The sequence below is a fragment of the Leucobacter coleopterorum genome (assembly GCF_011382985.1).
Classification (GTDB): Bacteria; Actinomycetota; Actinomycetes; order Actinomycetales; family Microbacteriaceae; genus Leucobacter; species Leucobacter coleopterorum.
Genome location: NZ_CP049933.1, coordinates 3142989 through 3162842 on the forward strand (window position 1 = coordinate 3142989; position 19854 = coordinate 3162842).

Sequence of the window (19854 nt, forward strand, 5' to 3'; positions counted from 1 at the left end):
AACCCCGCCACTTCACCCCCGCCGCCTCACCCAGGCGAGCTCGCCCCTGCGAAGGCTCATTTTTACAGGATTTGGTGCCCAAAATACATGTAAAGCCGAGCTTTCGCAGGGGGTGCTGAGGGGCGCCAAGCGGGCCGGGCACCACGGGGCCAAGTGCCACCGGGCCGGGCACCATCGAGTGTATCGGGTTCTGCTGAGCATGCCGGGCGAGAGCCTGCAAGAATGACGCCATGACATCGTCGTTCACCCTCGTTCAACTGCGCTACTTCGCGACGGTCGCTCGGCTTGAGCACATGACTGCTGCTGCGACCGAGCTCAACGTGACGCAGTCAACACTCTCGAGCGCCATCGCACAGCTTGAAGCTGAGCTTGGGTGCCCCTCTTTGTGAGATTGCCGCGCCGCGGCCTCAGGCTCACGCCCGCCGGGCAGACGTTGCTTGCACGCAGTGGTGCCTTTCTTGAGGAGGCGTCGCTCATTTCCCGCGCCGTTCGCGAGGACTCCCCGACGCTCACGGGTGAGCTTGTTGTGGGAATCTACGCACCGCTCGCCCCGTTTCGCGCGCCCGCGCTGCTGCAGAAGTTCGAGCGGCTGCACCCCGAGGTCAATCTGGTGTTTCTGGAGGGCGACCAGGGCACTCTGCAACAGGCCCTCTTGGACGGCCACTGCGAGGTGGCTCTCATGTACGACCTCGGTGTCGGCGAGCGCTTCACCCGCAGGGTTGTCGAGCGGGTTGCCCCACACATCATCGTGCCGGAGCACCACCCGCTCGCCATCGCCGGGCGGAGCGAGGTCAGCCTCTCTGAGTTCGCGGACGAACCACTCGTGCTGCTCAACCTGCCGCACACTCGCGAGTACTACCTGGCTCTCTTCAAACAGCTCGGGATCACACCCCGCGTGCGTCACGTCTCGCTCGGATACGAAACCGTGCGCTCGTTTGTGGCCCTCGGGCACGGCTACTCGGTGCTCAATCACTGGGTGGATCACGGCATGACCTACGCGGGCGAACGTGTTGTGCCTCTGCGGCTCTCGGATCCTCTACCGCCCACTGAGGCGTCACTTGTGCGGGTCACGGGCAACTATCCCACTCGTAAGTCTTTGGCTTTTGAGGCGGTGTGTTTGGGGTCGGAAGGTGAGCCGCCCCTCGTCCACCAATAGGACACCGATCACGCCAAGAACTGCATACTTTCGGTCAATACTGCGGTTCTACGGATTAATTGGTGTTCTTTATGGAGCCGCCTGCAACACAAGTCACATCGATTCTGTCGATGCGAAGCAACGAACATCTCCATTCGACGGGAGCTTCGCCGACCCTGAAAATGGGGAGTGCCCCGGCTTTCAAGCCGATCGAACCGGCAACGATGCCGTGATCCACACCGCCCTCACCCACAGGCACACCCCAGGAGAACGCAATGACGCTTCAATCCGACCCACCGCGCGAGACCGTCGCAGCGGCAGCACCCACAAAAGCACCCGCCACCGACCCCGTCAACATTCCCACCGGCCCGCTGCCCGTTGTCGAGCGGCGCGCACTCGACCGCACGAAGCGGCGTGTGTTGCTCGCCGGTAGTGTCGGGCAGTTCATCGAGTTCTACGATTTCAGTCTCTACGGGCTGTCGGCGATCACCCTCTCGCAGCTCTTCTTTCCGGGAGAGAGCCCCGTCGCCGCGCTGCTCGCAACGTTTGCGACGTTCGGGGTCGCCTTCCTGATCCGTCCGCTCGGCGGTCTCTTCTTCGGGGCTCTCGGTGATCGTTACGGTCGGCGCCCGGTGCTCTATGTGACGCTGCTCACCATTGGAGGCGCAACTGCAGCGATCGGACTGCTGCCGACCTTCGCGCAGATCGGGGTGGTCGCGCCGATCCTGCTCGTGCTGTGTCGACTGCTGCAGGGGTTCTCGGCCGGTGGTGAGTCGGTCGGTGCGCCCGCGTTTGTGTTCGAGCACGCGCCGAAGAATCGCCGCGGGTTTTGGCTCAACATCACGCTGGCCGCGACGGCGCTGCCCTCGGTTGTTGGCGGCACGCTGATCCTCGCTCTCTCAAGCAACATGAGCGCCGATGCCTTTCAAGCCTGGGGCTGGCGCGTGCCATTTTTGCTCGCGTTGCCCCTCGCTTTATTTGGGTTGTGGATCCGCTCGCGCACCGAAGAATCCGAAGCATTTAAAGAGGTGCAGGCCAGCCGAGAGGGCGAGGAACACACTCCCATTCGCGATGCCTTCCGCGAGAACTGGCTGAAGATGCTGCAGGTGATCCTGGTGATGGGTCTCACGGCAATGGGGTTCTACTTTCTCACCGGCTACTTCGTGTCGTACGTGCAGACCGCGGGTGAGCTGAGCCGCGAGCAGTCACTGCTGATCAACGCCGCCGCCATGCTGCTGTATGCGATGGTGCTTCCACTCGGGGTGTGCTGGGCGACCGGGTTGGCCGCAAGCCCATGCTTATCGCAGGTTCCCTCGTTATTGCGGTGCTCGCTGTGCCCGCGTTTATGCTGGTCACCTCCGGTTCCCTCGTGCTCGCACTGCTCGGCCAGTTCTTGTTTGTGCTCTGCCTGTGCACCTACGGCGGCGGTTGCTACACGTTCTTCGTCGAGATCTTTACAACACGCACCCGCTTCACCTCAGCGGCCGTCAGTTACAACGTTGGCTACGCGATCTTCGGCGGCACCGCACCTTTCATGGGTACCTGGCTTGTCGACGCGACCGGCATGAACGCCAGCCCCGGCATCTACGTGGCCATCGCCGCGGCGATCGTCTTTCTCATTCTTGTTTTCACCAATGTCCCCGAAACCCACCCGCTCAAGAGGCGGACTACACGAGGAGCCGACTCATGAGCGCCACTTCATTTCTGCGCGACTTTCACGAGGTCGCCAAGATCGGTGCCACGCCGAACGCGGGGGTGGATCGCCAAGCCGCCACCGCAGAGGACCGTCTGACGCGCGAGTGGTTTCGGGCCTTCGCGCAGCAGCGCGGCTGGGAGGTGCGGGTGGATGGGATCGGAAACCAGTTTGCGCTCATCGAGTTCGAGCCGGGTGCCCCACACATTCTGCTCGGCTCCCACCTCGATTCTCAGCCGCTCGGTGGCCGTTTCGATGGCGCCTATGGGGTGATCGCGGCGCTGCACGCGGCCGACCGCATTGCCCAGCGGGTTGCGGCGGGCGGGCCGCGACCCGAGGTGAACCTCGCCGTCGTCAACTGGTTCAACGAGGAGGGCGGCCGTTTTGCACCTTCCATCATGGGGAGTTCCGTGTTCGCGGGACTCATGGATGAGCAGCAGATGCTGCAGGTTCGGGATCTCGCTGGCGTTTCTGTAGCCGAAGCGCTCGGCGAGATCGGTTACCTCGGAACGGATGCCAGGCCAGAGATTGCCGGTTACGCGGAGATCCACATTGAGCAGGGCCGGATTCTCGAGCGCGAAGCAACGCCGATCGGCGCGGTCGACTACAGCTGGTACACCCAGAAGCTCGATATTGAGGTGCTGGGTGAGCAGTCGCACACGGGGCAACCGCGATGGCTGATCGGCACGACGCACTCGTTGGGGCCGCGAAGGTGATCGTGAAGGTGCACGAGGTCACGGATCACTTCGAACCCGAGGCACTGGTCTCGTCGGTGGGGCAGTTGACGCTGGAGCCCAACTCCCCGATCGTGGTCGCACGCCGAGTGCACCTCATCGCCGACCTGCGCGCGGCCGACAAAGAGGTGGTGCTCGCGGCGCGCGCACACTTGCTCGAAGAGATCGCCGAGATCGCAGCAGCAGCCGGACTCACCATCAACGCGCGCGACTTCGACGTGCGCGACAACCAGCACTACCCCGAGGCGGGGATCGCGCTCGCCGAACAGGTCGCCGCGGATCTCGGTTTGGGTGCGCGCCGCATTCGCACGATGGCGGGCCACGACTCGGTCGCGATGAACAGGATCGCCCCAACCGTCATGCTCTTCATCCCCTCGGTTGACGGGGTCAGCCACTGCGAGCGCGAGTTCAGTCGTGATGAAGACATGGTCGCGGGTGTCGAAATGCTCACCGAGGTTGCATGGCGCATGCTGGGTGGGGCACTTGCGGATTCCGATGCTGCGGCTAACACGGCGAAAGCGCTGGCCTCGGCATGACAACGACCGAACTTTCGCAGGCCCAAATGGCTTCCGCCTCCGCCTGCGAACTCACATCGCTCAGCGCTACCGACGCTCTCTCGGCATTTCGCGCGGGCACACTCGCACCCAGCGAATTGCTCACCGCCACCATCGCCCGCATTGACGCGGTGAATGGCGACCGAAACACCGGCATTAACGCGTTCACCGAACTGCTGTTCGATGACGCGATAGCCGCTGCCCGAGTTGCCGACAACTCCTACGCCCTCGCCCGCCGCGAAGGCACCCCCACGCCAGCGCTGCTCGGGATCCCCGTGGTCACAAAGGAGAAGCACGGTCTCGCCGGCCGATCCTTAAGCCAGGGTCTCACCGCCTGCCGGGGAGAAACCGCGCACGCCAATCACCCGGTTGTCGACCGCATTCTCGCCGCTGGCGGCCTGATCCACGCGCGCACCACCTCGCCCGAGTTCTCTTGCGCTACTGTCACCCACTCTCCTATCTGGGGTGTGACCCGCAACCCCTGGAATCTTGCTGCCTCCCCCGGTGGGTCTTCGGGTGGGGCTGGGTCCGCACTCGCGGCCGGTATGGCGACACTAGCAACAGCCTCCGACATTGCTGGTAGCACGCGGATTCCAGCGGGTTTCACCGGCACCGTCGGCTACAAGGCCCCCTACGGTCGCGTTCCGGGCTTGCCGCCGCTCGCCGCGGACTGGTACCGAGGCGACGGACCGATGGGTCGGACGGTTGCAGACACGGCGCTGCTGTCGGCGGTCATGAGCGGACGCCATCCCCTAGACCACGGTTCGTGGGGTGCGAACGGGATTCGCCCAGATGCCGAACAGCTCAGAGGCCCCGAGGCAGCGCGGGGTTTGAGGATCGGGCTCGACCTGACACTCGGTGATTACCCGGTGGCAGCGAGCGTGCGAGCAAACACCGAGCGGGTCGCCCGGCAACTGGAGGCGGCGGGAGCGGAGATCGTTCCCGTGATCCTGCCCTGGACCACCGAGCAGATTACCCGCACAACCTTCGCTCACTTCGGTCACATTTTGGGTCCGGCTATGGCTGCGCTCACGGCGGGCACCGAGGATCAGCTCGCCGCTTACACGGGGCAGTTCATCGCAGATGCGGCACGCGCTGCCCAGGGCGTTTCGCTACCCGAGTCTCTCGCGCTGGACGCAGCACTGCAGTGCGAACTCGCCGATGCAATGACGGGGCTCGATGCGCTGCTGACGCCGACGCAGGCGGTCGAGATGCTCGACGCGGCGGGCGACTACCTCGACGGCATTGACGTCGTTGACGGCAACGGCAATGTGCGCCACCTCGACCACTACTGGGAGGCCCACATGACCAGCCCCTTCAACGTAGCAAACCGTTGCCCCGTGCTGTCGGTGCCCAGCGGAGTCTCGAGCGTCGGTGTGCCCACCGGGGTGCAGATCGTGGGGCATCCGTTTGACGAGGCGATGGTGTTTCGCGTTGGGTCGGCGATCGAGGCGCTTGTGGGGATGCCTGCACACCTAGATCGTATTTACCCCACCGCGGGTTAATCTGAGGCGCGCAACTGCACAGCCGCGCCGCCGCGCAACAAAGATACGAGAGAATATGAACATGTTCTCCGTTTCTACGGTCGTAGCTCTCGTGGGCACCAAGGCCTTCGAAAAAGGTCGTGTCTTGCAGCGGCAGAACAAAGTCGGGCAGCCCACGGTCAGCAAAGCGGGCAACGCAGTCACGTCGAGGGTGGCCGGGACCCTTCCGCGCCCCTACACGACCGTTGTGACGTTCGCGCTCACCGACGCTGGCTGGCAGCGCCCGCTCATGACCATGTGCTCCTGCCCCGTCGCCGGAAACTGCAAACACGGCGCAGCTGTGCTGCTGCAGATTCTGCACGACAGGCAGGGGGCGCAGGCCGCGTCGATGCCGAACAATGCTCTCACCCACTGGCAAGAGCATCGCCAAACGCAACAGGCACAGCAACCGCTGCTGCTGTTCGGGCAAGACATGGCACCGCATCGCCACAGCTCAGCATCGAGCCAGCTCGCCCGGTCGACCCCGGCCGAACCCACGCTGCCCCCGTGGGAACGTCTTCTCTCCCCCATCGCCCAAGCGACCAACTCAGACAGCACCGACTCCGCGCATCACACCGCCCTCGCCGTGCAGTTTGAGTTGCTCGATCCCAAACAGCACCCGATCCCGCGCCGCCGAACCCGCACGGGCAAACGCAGCGCCTCACCATACCGCCTCGGCATGCGGCCGGTGCTGCGCGCAGACAGCGGCAACTGGGTGCGCACCGGCGTCAACTGGGCGCGCATCTACGGCGACGAGTTCGCGACGACCGCAGACGAGACGCAGCTCGCCTGGTTCCGCTCGATCGATCAGCTCGCCAAGGCGTCTGATCCCGATACCTACTACAGCACCGACGCCAACTGGATCATGCTCGACACCCTCGATAGTCCGCTGCTGTGGCCATTTCTTGAGCAGGGTGCGCAGCTTGCGATCCCGACTCTGAACAGCAAAAAGGGTGCACCGCCGGTCGCCATCGAGCACACCAGGGCCACAGTGAACATCAATGCGGTCGCGGGCCCGCGCGGGTTGAAGCTGCAGCCGCACGTCACGCTCGGCGACACGACCCTGCCGCGCGAGCAGGTGGGGTACCTCGGCAGCCCGGCCCACGGCATTTTTGTGTGGCAGGGTTCGGGCGACAATCTGAAAAATTACCAAATCACCCTTGCTCGCCTCTCGCAGCCGATCGCCGAGGAAGTAAAGGCGCTGCTCACGCAGGCAAAACCGGTGAGCGTGCCGAAAAAGGACGTGGACCGCTTCGCAGCGGAATACGTGCCCAGTCTGCAGCGCAGCATCGCGGTAGTCTCAACCGACGAGAGTCTCACGATCGCCGAAATTGCACCACCGCGGCTTGTGTTGAGCATCACGGCTGGGCAGGGTGGCGGCAGCGGTAGCGCAGCCGGCACCACGATCACGCTGGCCTGGGAGTGGGAGTACGTCGGAACAGACGGCCAGGCGCAGCCGGGCGCTCGTGATCAACGTGCAGAACGCACGATTGTCTCGTCGCTGCGGATCCCCTATCACCGCTATCCCATGTTGCTCGAGGGTGGATCGACCTTCGCCCCGATCACTATGCCCGACGGCACCAGCGCGTCGCTGCACCAGGCCGCCACTCTCACCGGCATGCCGATGGTGACGTTTCTGGTCGAGGAGGTGCCCAGGCTTGCCGGGCTCACAGGAGTGCGGATCGTGCGCGACCCCGCGATCCCGGACTACCGCGAATCTGAGACTCCGGCAGAGGTGACCCTCTCAATAATCGAGCGTGACGGCGACCGCGACTGGTTCGATCTCGTGGCCGAGGTAACGGTCGACGGCGAACAAGTGCCGTTTGAGCAACTGTTTGTGGCCCTCGCGAACGACGAGCCCTATCTGGTCTTGCCCAGCGGCACGTTTTGTTCGCTGCAGAATGACCGGTTTCAGCGGCTGCGCGCGCTCATTGAAGAGGCGCGCAAACTCGGCGAGGTGCACGGCGACACCATTTCGCTCAGTCGGTTTCAAGCGGGCCTCTGGGACGAGTTTGAGGAGCTTGGCATCGCAACGCAGCAGGTTGATGCGTGGCGGCAGCTGGTCTCGAAGCTTTCGAATCACGCGAGCATTACCCGGCAGCCTCTGCCCGCGGGCTTCACGGCCAAGCTGCGGCCGTACCAGCAAGAGGGTTACGACTGGCTGACGTTTCTTTACGAAAACGGGCTCGGCGGTGTGCTCGCTGACGACATGGGGCTCGGCAAAACGGTGCAAACGCTCGCGCTGGTGAGCAGGCAGGTTGAGCAGCGCGCGGGGCAGGCGGGCCGGGCGGCAGAGGCGGCTCAGCAGGTTCAGGAGGTTCAGGATCGGGCGGCCCGCCACTCACCCTTCCTGGTGGTGGCCCCCACCAGCGTTGTCGCCAACTGGGCCGCGGAAACCGCTAAGTTCGCGCCGTCGCTTTCAGTTGTCACCCTCGACGGTACGGTCGCCCGCAACAAGACTGAGCTGCGCACGCTCGTCGGTGATGCGGACCTGGTGCTCACATCGTATGCGCTGTTTCGCATCGATTTTGATCACTACAACGAGCTTGAGTGGGCCGGGCTGATCCTCGACGAGGCCCAATTTGCCAAGAACCACCTGTCGAGCACCTACCGCGCCGCCCGCTTGCTACGCGCGCCGTTTAAGCTCGCGATCACCGGCACGCCGATGGAAAACAACTTGATGGAACTGTGGTCCATGTTTTCGATTGCCGCGCCAGGGCTGTTTGGCAACCCGACCCACTTCACCGAGTATTACCAGAAGCCGATCGAAAAAGACGGCAACTCTGAGCGCCTTGAACAGCTCAAGCGGCGCATTACACCGCTCATGCTGCGTCGCTCAAAAGAGCTGGTCGCCACCGAGCTGCCGCCGAAACAGGAGCAGGTGCTGGCGCTCGATCTGAACCCCTCGCAGCGGGCGATCTACGACACCTATCTGCAGCGGGAGCGGCAAAAGGTGCTGGGCCTGATGGAAGATCTCGACGGCAACCGCTTCCAGATTTTTCGTTCGCTCACGCTGCTGCGGCAGGCGGCGCTTGACGTTGCCCTCGTTGACGAGGAGCACGCGGGCGTGCCGTCAACCAAACTCGATGCGCTGGCGGAGATGCTCACCGAGATTATTGCCGAGGGTCACCGCACCATTATTTTCAGCCAGTTCACCACGTTTCTCGGCAGTGTGCGCGAGCGCCTGAGTGCCGAGGGAATCGCATTCGAGTACCTCGACGGCGCGACCACAAAACGCGCGAGTGTGATCCAGCGCTTTCGCGAGGGCGACGCGCCAGTGTTTCTCATCAGTCTGAAGTCCGGTGGTTTTGGACTGAATCTCACCGAGGCCGACTACTGCATTCTGCTCGATCCGTGGTGGAACCCGGCGGCTGAAGCGCAAGCGGTGGATCGCACCCATCGCATTGGGCAGACCAAACAGGTGATGGTGTATCGCTTCGTCGCGACGAACACGATCGAAGAAAAGGTGATGGCGCTGAAGGCGGGCAAAGACGCGCTGTTCGCGAGCGTGATGGGCGACGGGGGCGGATCGGGCTCGGCGAAACTCACTGCCGAAGACATTCGGGGGCTGTTGGAGTAGTTGTGCGGCTATGCGGCTTCCTCCCGCTCCTGCGCAATTCGCGGTGCAAACGCTTCCATCTGTTCCATGACCTGCGCGATCGCGAGCGGCTGCTTATCCGGTGGATAGCCGTACTTACGAAGCAGTCGCTTGATGTTCGCACGCAGCCTTGCCTTCACGTCTTCTCGCACCGTCCAGTCGGTCCTCGTATCACGTTGCATGGTCTTGACAAGATCGCGTGCGATCTCGGCCAATACGTCGTCACCCATCACGTCAACGGCCGATTCGTTCTGAACAACAACGTCATAAAACGCGAGCTCGTCACGCTCAAGGGGCGGCGTGAACTGCTTGCCACGGTCAGCCTCGGCAACCACCTCTTTCGCCATCTCGATGAGTTCAGCAATGACCTCCGCAGCCGTGAGCTGTTGATTGGTGTAACGGGTCATAAGCTCGTTGATGCGAGCAGAAAAGAGCTTACGCCGAACCTCGTTGCCCTGAGTCACGCGGCGCGATTCCTCGTTCAGCCCAGCTTTCAGCGCTTCAATGGCAAGCTGCGCTTTGCTGGGTTTCGATGCTTCCGCAAGCCACTGCGGGGTGAGCGCGCTGAGGTCTGGTCGCTCAAGACCCGCCTCGCGGTAGATGTCGAGCACTCCGGTGGAGTCTGCAGACGTGATAACAATGTCGCCGAGCCTGCGTCGAATGTCGTCGGGGATCGGCTCACCCCTCGACACTCGATCCTGCGCATCAAGCTTCGCCATCCACGTACGAACTTCTTCATAGAATCGCACGTCGGGGCGAACCCGTTCGAGGTCTGAAATGCTTGCGGCCAGCGACCACGCACGTGCCAGTTTTGCAGAGAGCAATCTGAACTTTTCAGCTAACGGGCGCAAGGTCGGGTCTTCGGCGTCCACATTGCCCGGTGTAGCCGGCGCGCGGAGCGCATTCGTAACGGAAATTATCGCCTCGATCCACCCTCGCTTCGGGTCGGCGTTGTAGATGCCTCGCCACTCATCGCCGACCAGCTCGCCCAGTTGCTCGAGCATGTCGTACACGATCTCGGCAGCCTGAGCCGCGGTTTGGCCAGCGGAGCCGTCATTCGTCTTGTCCCCGTTGCGGGTCCATTCGGCGAGCGCGGTCTTCAGGTTTTCGGCGAGCGGCGCGTATGCCACCAGCAGCCCGTCTTCTTTGCCGCGGAAGGTGCGGTTTACCCGAGCGAGGGTCTGCATGAGCAGGGCACCCCGCAACGGCCGATCGATATAGACCGTGTGCAGCGCAGGGGCATCGAAGCCAGTCAGCATCATGTCTTTGACGATCACTATCTCAAGTTCATCGTCGGCGTTCTTTAGGCGTTTTTTGATTGCGGCTGTCGCGTTCGGCCTGCGCATGTGCTTCTTGATCGTGGCGGTGTCTGCCGGGGTTGCCGTATACACGACCTTGATCTTGCCTGCATCATCGGAATCACTGTGCCAGTCTGGTCGCAACGCCACGATTTTTTCATAGAGATCTGCGGCGATAGATCGGGTGGCGCAGACAATCATCGCTTTGCCGGGCCCCGATATAGGGGCTCATGTTGCCCCGACGTGTCTCCCAGTGCTTCACGAAGTCCTCGGCAAGCGTGTCGAGGCGCTTGCTCGAGCCGTACACCGTTTCAAGCACTGCGACGCCCTTTTGCAGGCGATCCTGGTCTGCCTCATCAAGGCCACTCGTAGCTTCTTCTGCCGCGTCATCAATGGCCTCGTCGTCAAGCCCCTCTGCGCGTTCGAGGGTGATGAGTCGCGGCTCAAAGGTGACGGGCACGGTTGCGCCGTCTTCCACCGCGCGGTGCAGGTCGTAGACGTCAATATCGTCACCGAACACACGGCGGGTATCGCGCTCGCCCTCTGCAATCGGGGTGCCGGTGAATGCGATGAGCGTCGCATTGGGTAGAGCATTCTTCAGGTGAGCGGCATAGCCGTCAATGCTGTCGTAGTGGCTGCGGTGCGCCTCGTCTGCCATGACGATAATGTTGCGGCGGTCGCTCAGCAGTGGGTGATCCGCCCCCGAATCACGCTCGTCTTGAGTGAGCCCGAACTTTTGCAGAGTGGTGAAATAGAGGCCACCGGTTCGTCGTTCAGACAGTTGCTGGCGAAGTGATTCGCGGCTTGCGACCTGTTGCGGCTGCTCCGGCAAGAGTGTGCTGATCTGAAAGGAGTCAAAAAGCTGGGTGTCGAGCTCGGTGCGGTCAGTAATCACCACCACTGTCGGGTTCGCGAGCCGTGGGTGGCGCATAATCTGCGCCGCGTAGAGTTCCATCTCCATCGACTTGCCCGAACCCTGTGTGTGCCACACCACGCCGGCACGGCCGTCACTGTCAACGGCGCTGACGGTGCTCCCAACCGCTTTTGTGACCGCGAAGTACTGGTGGGGTTTGGCAACGCGCTTGACGAGACCCTTTTCGGTCTCATCAAAGGCAATGAACTCGCGCAGGATCTGCCCAAATCGTTCCACATTGAAGAGCCCGCTGAGAGTTGATGCGAGTTCGAACGCGAGCTCACCGTCTGCGTTTGTTTCACCAATGGCGAGTGGTGCACCGGTATCGTCAACGTTCCAGGGCGCAAAGTGGTGCCAAGGGGTGAAGGGGGTGCCGTATCGAGCATCTATGCCGTCACTTGCAACGACGATGGCCGCAAACCGGAAGGCCATCGGAAACTCGCTGAGGTAGGTTTGCAGCTGGTTGAAGGCACCCTCGGCGCTGGTCTGCTTGCTGCCCACTTTTTTGAGTTCGAGGATCGCGAGCGGCAGCCCGTTGACATAGGTGACCACATCGAAGCGCCGCTCGCGTTCACGATTGCGGATCGTGACCTGGTTTACCGCGTGGTACAGGTTCTTAATCGGGTCGGCCGAGATGAAGGTGATCGTGGGGTTCACCTCACGCCCTTCGGCGTCGACGTAGGTAATACCGCGGTAGCCGCCAACGAGAATCTGGTGCAAGCGATAGTTCTCGGTGATCGCGTCTTGCGACTGCGGAGTCAGAACCTCTGCGGCCGCCTGCTGCAGGTATTCAGTCGGCACCTCGCGGTTCAGGTTGCGCAGCGCTCGAATGAGCGTGCCCTGCAACACGATGTCTCGCCAGGATTCACGCTCGCCCGACCCCGGAGCGATGTCGGCACCACGCAGAGTCGTCCACTCGTACGCGTCGAGGCTCTGCAGCGCGTACTCTTCCAGCGCGTCTTCATTCATGCTCTGAAACACGTCACACCTCTTTCTCGACGCGACGCTCCGCGTCTTTCACCGTGATCTTGCCGCTCATCAGCAATGGCAGTAGTTCGTCTCGCGTTGCGGCGAGAGTGCGGTTTTCTTCCATCCGTTCATTGTGCAGACGACACAACTGGGTGAGCAGAGTGCCATTCACCTCGCTGAGGGTTCGAATATCTCGCACTTTGACTTGCCCCATGTCTGACGGACGCACGCGCTGATGACTCCCCGTGGTACCAGCGACGTATTCAAGCAATGCAGTTGAGAATGATGGAGCGAGAAGCGCCGCCCAGAGCGCACCAACACCCAAGTCACTTCTCGGCACAAGTTGAACGAATTCAGTCGAACTCACGGACATCACTTCAGGCACTGGATCAACGGCCCAAATGCGCGGAATGCGCGGATTTAACTTTGACACGAGCACAAGAGGGGACTCAATTAGCTGCTTGTTGCTCTTGATTTCATCAGGAAGCACAGTATCCGCGTACCCAACGTCACACGCCGGCAAACTGAACAACCTAACTCCCGCTGAGTCCATTTGCTCTGGGCGAAGAGTTGTCCTCGCAACCGAGACTAGCTCACCCAAAGAACAAGACTCTTGTAAAGCCCCGACGCGGGAAACCGCAAGACCTTGAGCCGCCTCAACCACCCGCCGATTCGCGGCAATCTTGTCATCCAGCGCTCCGAGTACTTCCGCGATTGCTTTCTGTTCTACGAGCGAATGTGGCCCGAAAGGAAAATTTTCAAGCATTGTTTTGGTCAGCGCAGGCCGAGAGGCACCTGCTGACGCTAGTGTAAGCAGGGACGACTTCTGCGGTTCCACGAAAAGCCAGTATTGCAAATACCGACTGTTGACCTGCAACGGGTTGGGTCGCAATATCGCAACGTGCTGACTCACCCTCGCTTCTTCGTCAGCCTCCCAAATCGCAACCCGCGCGACGGAATCACCTGTGATGTTTACTAGCACGTCACCGCTTTTAACCGTCACATTTCTTAACGCGTTGGAAGCTTCCTCATCAAGGAAAGCAATACCGTTCCTTGAAATTGAAAGATCCAGAACATTTTGTGAGCGGACGAAGGGCACCCCGCTTTGCTTATAAACCGCAGCACCACCCCTGGGTGTTGCGCCTGACCCAACCTTTTGTGTCACATCTTTGACGCGCCTAGTCATGCCAGCCCAATCTTTCTCTCCCACTTTTAGTCGTCCGGATCCAACCACCCGTTCCCGTTCGATTCACCCCTCCCCTCAAACCCAACAGCAAGCTCCGCCTCAAGCTCTTCCACACTCGGCAGATTCGCCGCGAGCTCAGCTGAAAGTTCCGTCGTGAGTTTCGTCTGCCACTCGGCGACCCCAGTCGGCGTGGACTGCGCACGCAGCGCGTACTCGGCAACCGTGTCACTCTTGGTGCGGCACAGCAGCAAGCCAAGAGTCGGCTCATCATGCTCACCCGCAAGCAAGTCGTCAACGGCAACCTGGTACATGCCCAGCTGACCCAAATATTCAGGCTTAAACTCGGTTGCCTTCAGCTCAATCACCACGTAGCGACGCAACCTCACGTGGTAGAACAACAGATCGCAGAAGAACTCTTGCCCGTCGATCACTAAACGCTGTTGCTGTCCCACGAACGCAAATCCCTGCCCAAGTTCAAGCAAGAATCGGCTCATGTGCGCGACAAGCCCCGACTCCAGTTCACTCTCACGACGCAGATCTGTTTGCCCCAAAAAGTCAAAGATGTAAGGATCCCGGGTCATCTGTTGAGCAAGATCAGAGTCGGCCGCGGAAAGTGTCTTTCGGAAGTTTGTGATGGCCTGACCCTCCCGCTCGTGCAAACGCGATTCGATCTGCAAGGCCAGCACATCACGGCTCCAGCCCTGTTCAACGGCGAGGTTCGCGTACCAGAGACGGGTCGCAGAATCCTTCAGCTTGAACAACGTGAGATGGTGATACCAAGGCAATTGGGCAAGTGGGACTTGCCCAATTGCCTCGTGCGACCAGGTTTCGGCCAACCGTCTCATGTTCTTGAGGTTTGTTGGCGAGAAACCGCGCGCTTCCGGGAAACGTTGTTTCAAGTCTGTCGATAGTCGATCAATGACTTTTGCACCCCATCCCTCCGAACTCTGTCGTTCCAGAATCGCGTTTCCCACCTCCCAGTAAGTCAGCAACAGTCCGCTGTTTACAGCATGAACTGCCCGCTGCCGACCGCTCTGGATCCGCCCTGAAACCTCGTCAAGCAGCCCGCCGTACCAATTCGGCATCAGGCCTTTTCCTGGCACCACCGGAAACCCCGTCTCACTCATGACAGTCTCCCCAACTGCTCACGCACCACCGCGTCAAGCCGCGCCGATTCGTCGAGCGCCTCAGTCAACGACTTCGTCAGCCTCGCGATCTTCTCGTCAATCGGCTCGCTGTCTTCGGGAGCTTCGGGTGCACCGACGTAGCGCCCGGGCGTGAGTGCCCAACCCGCGGCCTCGATCTCGTCGAGCGTTGCGCTCTTGCAGAATCCCGGCACATCTTCGTACTCACCCTGAGCCGAATCGCGCCCGCGCCAATTACGGAAGGTGCCCGCAATACGTTGAATGTCGTCCTCGCTGAACGTGCGTTCAACTCGGTCGACCATGTGGCCCAGATCCCGAGCGTCAATAAACAGTACCTGGTTGCGTCGGTCAGTCGCGCCCCGTGATCCTGCCCCTTGTCTTTCGCAAAGAACCAGACGCACACCGGGATCGCCACCGAACGGAACAGGTTCGAGGGCATCGCTATGACACACGACACCTCGTCTGCGCGCAGCATGGCCTGACGTATCTCACCCTCACCGCCGGTGTTCGACGCCATCGTGCCGTTCGCCATCACCACCGCCGCCTCGCCCTGAGGTTTAAGCTTCGACAAAATGTGTTGCATCCAGGCGTAGTTGGCGTTACGAACAGGCGGCACACCGTACTTCCAGCGTGCATCATCTTCGCTGCGCGCCCAGTCCTTAATGTTGAAGGGCGGGTTCGACAGCGCAAAGTCCATCTGCACGCCGGGGTGAATATCACGCGCGAACGTGTCACCCCAGCGCGACCCCAAACCGGCGGAGTCCATGCCGTGAATCGCCAGGTTCATTTTCGCCAGGCGCCACGTCACCTCGTTCAACTCTTGGCCGTAGACGGCAAGGTTGGTGGGGTCTTCCTCATGCTTCTCAAGAAACTTTTCTGCCTGCACAAACATGCCGCCGGATCCACACGCCGGATCATACACACGACCGTGATGCGGTTCGAGGATCTCCACGAGCGTCTGCACCAGAACCGGCGGGGTGAAATACTCGCCACCCCGCTTACCCTCAGCACGCGCGAACTTCTCAAGAAAGTACTCGTACACCTCGCCCAAGAGATCCCGCGCCTTCGACGCGCCCTCACCCGAGAACCGCGCCGAGTTGAACAGATCCACAAGCTCGCCCAAACGACGCTGATCTATGTTGTCGCGCCCGTAGATCATCGGCAGAGTGCCCTCGAGTGCCTGATTGTCTTTTGCCAACTGGCGCATCGCGGCATCGATGAGGTCCCCAACAGACCGAGCATCTTGTTTGTCCGTCGCTGCGATGCCTTTGCCATTGCTGGCGATAAAGTCCCAGCGAGCCACGGGATCCACCCAAAAGGCTCTCGACCCGTGGTACTCATCAGGGTCTTCGAGCGTCTCGGCGATATAGGCCTCGTCTTCCCCTTCAGGTCAGCGCGAATGGCCTCGCGGAGCTCTTCAAACGCATCCGACACATACTTGAGAAACACGAGTCCCAGCACGACATCTTTGTATTGGCTCGCGGCCATGGACCCACGGAGTTTGTCTGCGGCCTTCCACAGAGTGTCTTTCAGCTCTTTTGACGTTGACGGTGGCTGCGGTGCAGGGTTCTTTTTTGTGCGGGGCTGCTGGGCTGTCATGCTAGCTCTGCTTTCGTTGGGGTGGGTTGGAGTTCGCGGGTCGAATGGGGAGTGCGTGTGCGGTTAGTCAGGGTCAGCGCGAGCGAGCACCCCATCAGCGAAACCGTTTACGAGCTCCCGGTGAAGCGCGGCGACAGTTTCAAGTTGCACCTGCAACTCACGACGCCGTGAGCCGCAGCGCCGTTCGAACTCTTCAATGATCTCAGCGTTTTTCAGAGAAACGGTTCGAAACAACCAGTTACGACGCTCGCTGCTGGCCGCGGCACGAATGTCTTCAGCGACGACGGCCGGCGTCAGCACATGTTCAACGCTGTCGGTTTGCCGCATGGCACACCGAAACACACGCGCGGGTGCCAGCACCAGGTGTCCACCGAGCTCGTCAACCCATGCAGCGTTGTGCTCCAAGCTACCCCGTCGTTCGACATACACAACGTCTCCCGGCTCAGTAAAGGTAGCGTGTGGTGCCACCTGCTCAATTTCGAAACGGTCAACGCCACGACTCCCGATGCGAGTCGAATCTTGCAGTTCGGCGACACCAATCACCGGCGCCTTCCCAGGACCGTACTCGCCGACCGCCGCTACAGGAATTTTGAAACCAGAAAGGTCTCGCCCTCGCGCGGCAGTTACTTGCGCGTAGCTGTTCCACCGCACCGGAGAAGGATGCTGAGCAACCTCGACAGTGTCAAACGCTCCCTCACCCATCTGGCCCTCGTCGAGTTCCCAGATTCTGGCAAGACGTTCGCCGCCAAGAACCGGTGGCCTGGCTGGAGATGCCGACAACTGGTCGCCCAGCAGCGCTGTATGACTGACTCGCGCTGAACTGCGCAGAAACGCATGGGCTTTGACGCTGTCGTCACCGGACAAGGCCGCCGCGAGATCCGCTGCGATCAAGCCCGCTTCGTCGAACTCAGCGCATGAATGATCCGCAACAACGGTCAGCCGCGCTGACGGTGTTGCAAAACCCCAGAGCGCGAGACGCCGCCGCCCACCAAACCGGCTCAACCCTTTCGGCAAGCTCGCCGCATAGCGGAGGGGTTCACGAAAGTCGGGAGCGGGAGCCAGCAGTTGCCTGCGGGGCAACGCCGCAGCCGATCCCAACATGAGGGGCTCAGGCCCAACTACAAGCAGCTGATCTGCAGGGGCCATGCCGAGCAACAGTTCTTCGAGCCATTCGAAAAAGGTGGACTCACTGTGCGCCTGCTGCATCATGGTCAGGTGCAGGCGAGGGGGAGAATGGCCTTGCTTTTCGTCAGAGACAACCACGGCATGGCTTGCCGCCAGACTGCGCCACAAGATTCGCATTTCTAGACTCAACTCATCAGAGCTGTCGAGCACAAAGACTACTCGGTGCGACTCGCTGAGGTGCGGCGCAACTAAGTTCGCGAGTACCAGACCTCCCTCCCCTCGCGGCACAATCTCACCGCCAAAATCACTACATATCTCGGAGAGGATCAGCCCAAGAAACGCCTCTGCTTCTGATGTGAGTGCTTCGTTCGACAGTCCCGGGCTTCGCGAGACCAATAGGTTACTCAGACGCACTAACGCCGCAGCACCACCAAATGCTGCCTCAGACAGACTCTCAACCGCATCAACCAGACTTGGGTCTTCCAGCGCGTCGGTCATCTCCGCAACGTCGATCAATGCTCCCATCTCGTGGACTTCACTGATCCCAATGACGTCGAGAGGGGTCAGGTCCATAAGCGACGAACCATGCAGGTGTTGCAACAGCAAAAGTTGCGAAACACGATCAAGGTCATCGTCGAGGCGCTCTACCAAATCACCATAGAGGGGCGACTCGATAGCCGCTTCTGGATTATTGCCGCGGCCAGTGTCAATAAGCCACCGATTAACCTCCGCAACCAGAAACCGCTGCGCCCCTGATTCCTCAATACTTATGGGCGCAGGAAAGGGATACTGCGTGTCTGCGTAGCGCGACCTCCACATCGAGATCACGGGTCTACGCACCCGAGTGAGGTCGGCAATTCCCTGCATCGTTATTGTCTGCGTGGGTTCATCCTGCTTGACACTTGTTGACATCGGGTCACCTCCCTGGCTTTCTGCTCATCCCGAGACTATATGAATGGTGTTTTTTACAACGTTGGTTTTGCGATAATCCCCTTATCACTTACTCGGTTGATTGTTTTCAAAGTTCTACCCAGACTTGCATCACTCGCCTTCCGAACGAAGGACGAGATAACAAAACTGCCACTGCAATGGCAACAAACGAAAGGAACACACTATGCGTGTCAACGCCTACCACTCTTCAAACGCCTCGGATCCCGACGTACATCACGTTCATTCAGATTGCCCCACTGGTCAGCAGATTCCTCCGCGAAACCGACGACCAGGCACAGGTGGTCACCGACTCTGCACACAGTGCAAGAACAAGTAATCCAACGCAGAAATAGTGGGCGGTGTCGGGCTTAGTGCGCTCTGTTCGGCACCGTCTGCCATTGCTTTGGGGCCAAGTCGAAACTCGTCGGTTTCAACTTTTGTGACGCTCGTGTAGGTCGTGCGGAAGCAGGGAGCACCGTGAGAAACTGGCACGCATCACGAACCTCCGCGATCCTCGATCCCATCGGGGCCGAGGACCGGGCGCACCCGGATCAGCGGAGAACGCGACCGTAACACTAGCCGCGCTGCGCCAAGAACTCCGACAGCACAGCAATCCACTCCTCGAACGCATCGAGGTGCGCGTCGTGGGTCCCCTCCGCAAGATCCACACGCGTCACATTGCGACCGCGCGACACAAAGCGTTGTTTCTGCTCTTCCGTGAACATTCCGCCTTTGGCATATACAGCAAGGGTTGGTGCCTCAACGCTTTCCCATTCTTCCCAGCGCGGCACCGCAACCGCCCGAATCGTGTCGACCATCACGTCAGCATGAAAGCGCGGATACAGCCCGTCGGGTCGCTGTTCCAGGTCCGCCGTCCACGCCTGTGCAAGCGCACCATCGCCGAGGTGAGCAAGCGCGGCCTCACGATCAGCAAAAGGCACGGGCCACGCCCGCAGCCAGTCGCCGAGGTCTTTGTGCTCTTCGGCTGATCCGCTCCCCTCGTCGCACTCGAGCAGCACAAGACGGCGAACCTTCTCGGGGTGAGCAGCAGCAACCAACATCGCGGTGTGAGCTCCCATCGATTGGCCGACCAGGTCGACGGGTGCGGTGATCCCGAGCTCAGCCACCGCGTCAATCACGGCAGCTACGTCGCTCACAAAAGCCTCGCGCGAAAGGTCGCTTGGGGTTCGGGTGCTGCGGCCGTGCCCGCGCTGGTCGACAAGCACAACCCTTCGACCGCCGAGCGCTCGCGCTGTGGGCAGGTGTTCGCGACTGCTTCCGGCAAGTCCGTGAAGGATCACAACGGCGGGATCAGCACCCTCGAACACCGTATAAGAGATGACCGTGCCGTCAGGGGTTGTGAGGGTGTGCGTCGTCGGTTCCACTCGCTGATCTTATCGACAGCAAAGGGCCGCGGAAAACCCCGCGGCCCTTAAGCAGTACGCGCTAGAA

13 protein-coding genes and 4 pseudogenes are annotated in these 19854 nt (G+C 61.0%); 8 read left to right on the plus strand and 9 right to left on the minus strand.

Annotation, left to right across the window (positions count from 1 at the left end; translation table 11 throughout):
• Nucleotides 1–230 precede the first annotated feature (230 nt).
• From G7066_RS16660 to G7066_RS14885, 8 genes and pseudogenes are all read left to right on the plus strand, one after another.
• Entirely contained in the window at nucleotides 231–389 is a 159-nt protein-coding gene (locus G7066_RS16660; RefSeq protein WP_244303072.1) for a LysR family transcriptional regulator, read from the plus strand.
• Nucleotides 374–1156, plus strand: coding sequence for a LysR substrate-binding domain-containing protein (locus tag G7066_RS14865; protein ID WP_244303074.1), 783 nt, complete (start codon nucleotides 374–376; stop codon nucleotides 1154–1156). The genes G7066_RS16660 and G7066_RS14865 overlap by 16 nt, the downstream gene beginning before the upstream one ends.
• A 254-nt stretch (nucleotides 1157–1410) precedes the next feature.
• A pseudogene (locus tag G7066_RS14870) lies at nucleotides 1411–2100 on the plus strand (MFS transporter); the annotation flags it as partial.
• Nucleotides 2101–2429: 329 nt separating this feature from the next.
• Nucleotides 2430–2825, plus strand: coding sequence for an MFS transporter (locus tag G7066_RS16665; protein WP_244303076.1), 396 nt, complete (start codon nucleotides 2430–2432; stop codon nucleotides 2823–2825).
• Nucleotides 2822–3544, plus strand: a complete 723-nt coding sequence (locus tag G7066_RS18060; RefSeq protein WP_425280739.1) for a M20/M25/M40 family metallo-hydrolase — start codon at nucleotides 2822–2824, stop codon at nucleotides 3542–3544. Before G7066_RS16665 ends, G7066_RS18060 begins: the two co-directional genes overlap by 4 nt.
• Nucleotides 3502–4098 (plus strand): M20/M25/M40 family metallo-hydrolase, encoded by a 597-nt coding sequence (locus tag G7066_RS18065; protein WP_425280740.1) that lies wholly within the window; start codon nucleotides 3502–3504, stop codon nucleotides 4096–4098. Before G7066_RS18060 ends, G7066_RS18065 begins: the two co-directional genes overlap by 43 nt.
• Nucleotides 4095–5621 (plus strand): amidase, encoded by a 1527-nt coding sequence (locus G7066_RS14880; protein ID WP_244303077.1) that lies wholly within the window; start codon nucleotides 4095–4097, stop codon nucleotides 5619–5621. The genes G7066_RS18065 and G7066_RS14880 overlap by 4 nt, the downstream gene beginning before the upstream one ends.
• Before the next feature lie 61 nt (nucleotides 5622–5682).
• Nucleotides 5683–9219, plus strand: a complete 3537-nt coding sequence (locus tag G7066_RS14885) for a DEAD/DEAH box helicase (protein ID WP_166331783.1) — start codon at nucleotides 5683–5685, stop codon at nucleotides 9217–9219.
• 8 nt (nucleotides 9220–9227) lie between these two features.
• On the opposite strand, the pseudogene G7066_RS18070 reads toward G7066_RS14885, so the two are convergent.
• The 9 genes and pseudogenes from G7066_RS18070 to G7066_RS14915 all read right to left on the minus strand — a co-directional run bounded on the left by G7066_RS18070 (nucleotide 9228) and on the right by G7066_RS14915 (nucleotide 19787).
• A pseudogene (locus G7066_RS18070) lies at nucleotides 9228–12417 on the minus strand (type I restriction endonuclease subunit R).
• Between the two features lie 13 nt (nucleotides 12418–12430).
• Nucleotides 12431–12784, minus strand: a complete 354-nt coding sequence (locus G7066_RS16680) for a restriction endonuclease subunit S (RefSeq protein ID WP_244303082.1) — start codon at nucleotides 12782–12784, stop codon at nucleotides 12431–12433.
• Between the two features lie 312 nt (nucleotides 12785–13096).
• A pseudogene (locus tag G7066_RS18075) lies at nucleotides 13097–13603 on the minus strand (restriction endonuclease subunit S); the annotation flags it as partial.
• Nucleotides 13604–13629: 26 nt separating this feature from the next.
• The gene (locus tag G7066_RS14900; RefSeq protein ID WP_166331785.1) at nucleotides 13630–14730 is read right to left on the minus strand and encodes a PDDEXK nuclease domain-containing protein; all 1101 of its coding nucleotides are present in this window, start codon (nucleotides 14728–14730) and stop codon (nucleotides 13630–13632) included.
• Nucleotides 14727–15050 (minus strand): N-6 DNA methylase, encoded by a 324-nt coding sequence (locus G7066_RS17625; protein WP_244303083.1) that lies wholly within the window; start codon nucleotides 15048–15050, stop codon nucleotides 14727–14729. Before G7066_RS17625 ends, G7066_RS14900 begins: the two co-directional genes overlap by 4 nt.
• 125 nt (nucleotides 15051–15175) lie before the next feature.
• Nucleotides 15176–15955 (minus strand): annotated as a pseudogene (locus tag G7066_RS17630) (HsdM family class I SAM-dependent methyltransferase); the annotation flags it as partial.
• The gene (locus G7066_RS17635) at nucleotides 15904–16347 is read right to left on the minus strand and encodes a type I restriction-modification system subunit M N-terminal domain-containing protein (RefSeq protein WP_341873813.1); all 444 of its coding nucleotides are present in this window, start codon (nucleotides 16345–16347) and stop codon (nucleotides 15904–15906) included. The pseudogene G7066_RS17630 and the gene G7066_RS17635, both read right to left, overlap by 52 nt.
• Nucleotides 16348–16410: 63 nt before the next feature.
• Entirely contained in the window at nucleotides 16411–18384 is a 1974-nt protein-coding gene (locus tag G7066_RS14910) for a hypothetical protein (RefSeq protein WP_166331786.1), read from the minus strand.
• Nucleotides 18385–18977: 593 nt separating this feature from the next.
• Complete coding sequence (locus tag G7066_RS14915; RefSeq protein WP_166331787.1) at nucleotides 18978–19787, minus strand: alpha/beta fold hydrolase; 810 nt, start codon at nucleotides 19785–19787, stop codon at nucleotides 18978–18980.
• Between the last annotated feature and the right edge of the window lie 67 nt (nucleotides 19788–19854).

Excerpts from the sequence above, each read along its gene's own strand:
- G7066_RS18065 (WP_425280740.1), top strand. The coding sequence starts at position 3,502 with ATGGCTGATCGGCACGACGCACTCGTTGGGGCCGCGAAGGTGATCGTG.
- G7066_RS16660 (WP_244303072.1), top strand. The coding sequence starts at position 231 with ATGACATCGTCGTTCACCCTCGTTCAACTGCGCTACTTCGCGACGGTC.
- G7066_RS14900 (WP_166331785.1), bottom strand. The coding sequence starts at position 14,730 with ATGAGTGAGACGGGGTTTCCGGTGGTGCCAGGAAAAGGCCTGATGCCG.
- G7066_RS17635 (WP_341873813.1), bottom strand. The coding sequence starts at position 16,347 with ATGACAGCCCAGCAGCCCCGCACAAAAAAGAACCCTGCACCGCAGCCA.
- G7066_RS18060 (WP_425280739.1), top strand. The coding sequence starts at position 2,822 with ATGAGCGCCACTTCATTTCTGCGCGACTTTCACGAGGTCGCCAAGATC.
- G7066_RS14880 (WP_244303077.1), top strand. The coding sequence starts at position 4,095 with ATGACAACGACCGAACTTTCGCAGGCCCAAATGGCTTCCGCCTCCGCC.
- G7066_RS14885 (WP_166331783.1), top strand. The coding sequence starts at position 5,683 with ATGTTCTCCGTTTCTACGGTCGTAGCTCTCGTGGGCACCAAGGCCTTC.
- G7066_RS14910 (WP_166331786.1), bottom strand. The coding sequence starts at position 18,384 with ATGTCAACAAGTGTCAAGCAGGATGAACCCACGCAGACAATAACGATG.
- G7066_RS16665 (WP_244303076.1), top strand. The coding sequence starts at position 2,430 with ATGCTTATCGCAGGTTCCCTCGTTATTGCGGTGCTCGCTGTGCCCGCG.
- G7066_RS17625 (WP_244303083.1), bottom strand. The coding sequence starts at position 15,050 with ATGGTCGACCGAGTTGAACGCACGTTCAGCGAGGACGACATTCAACGT.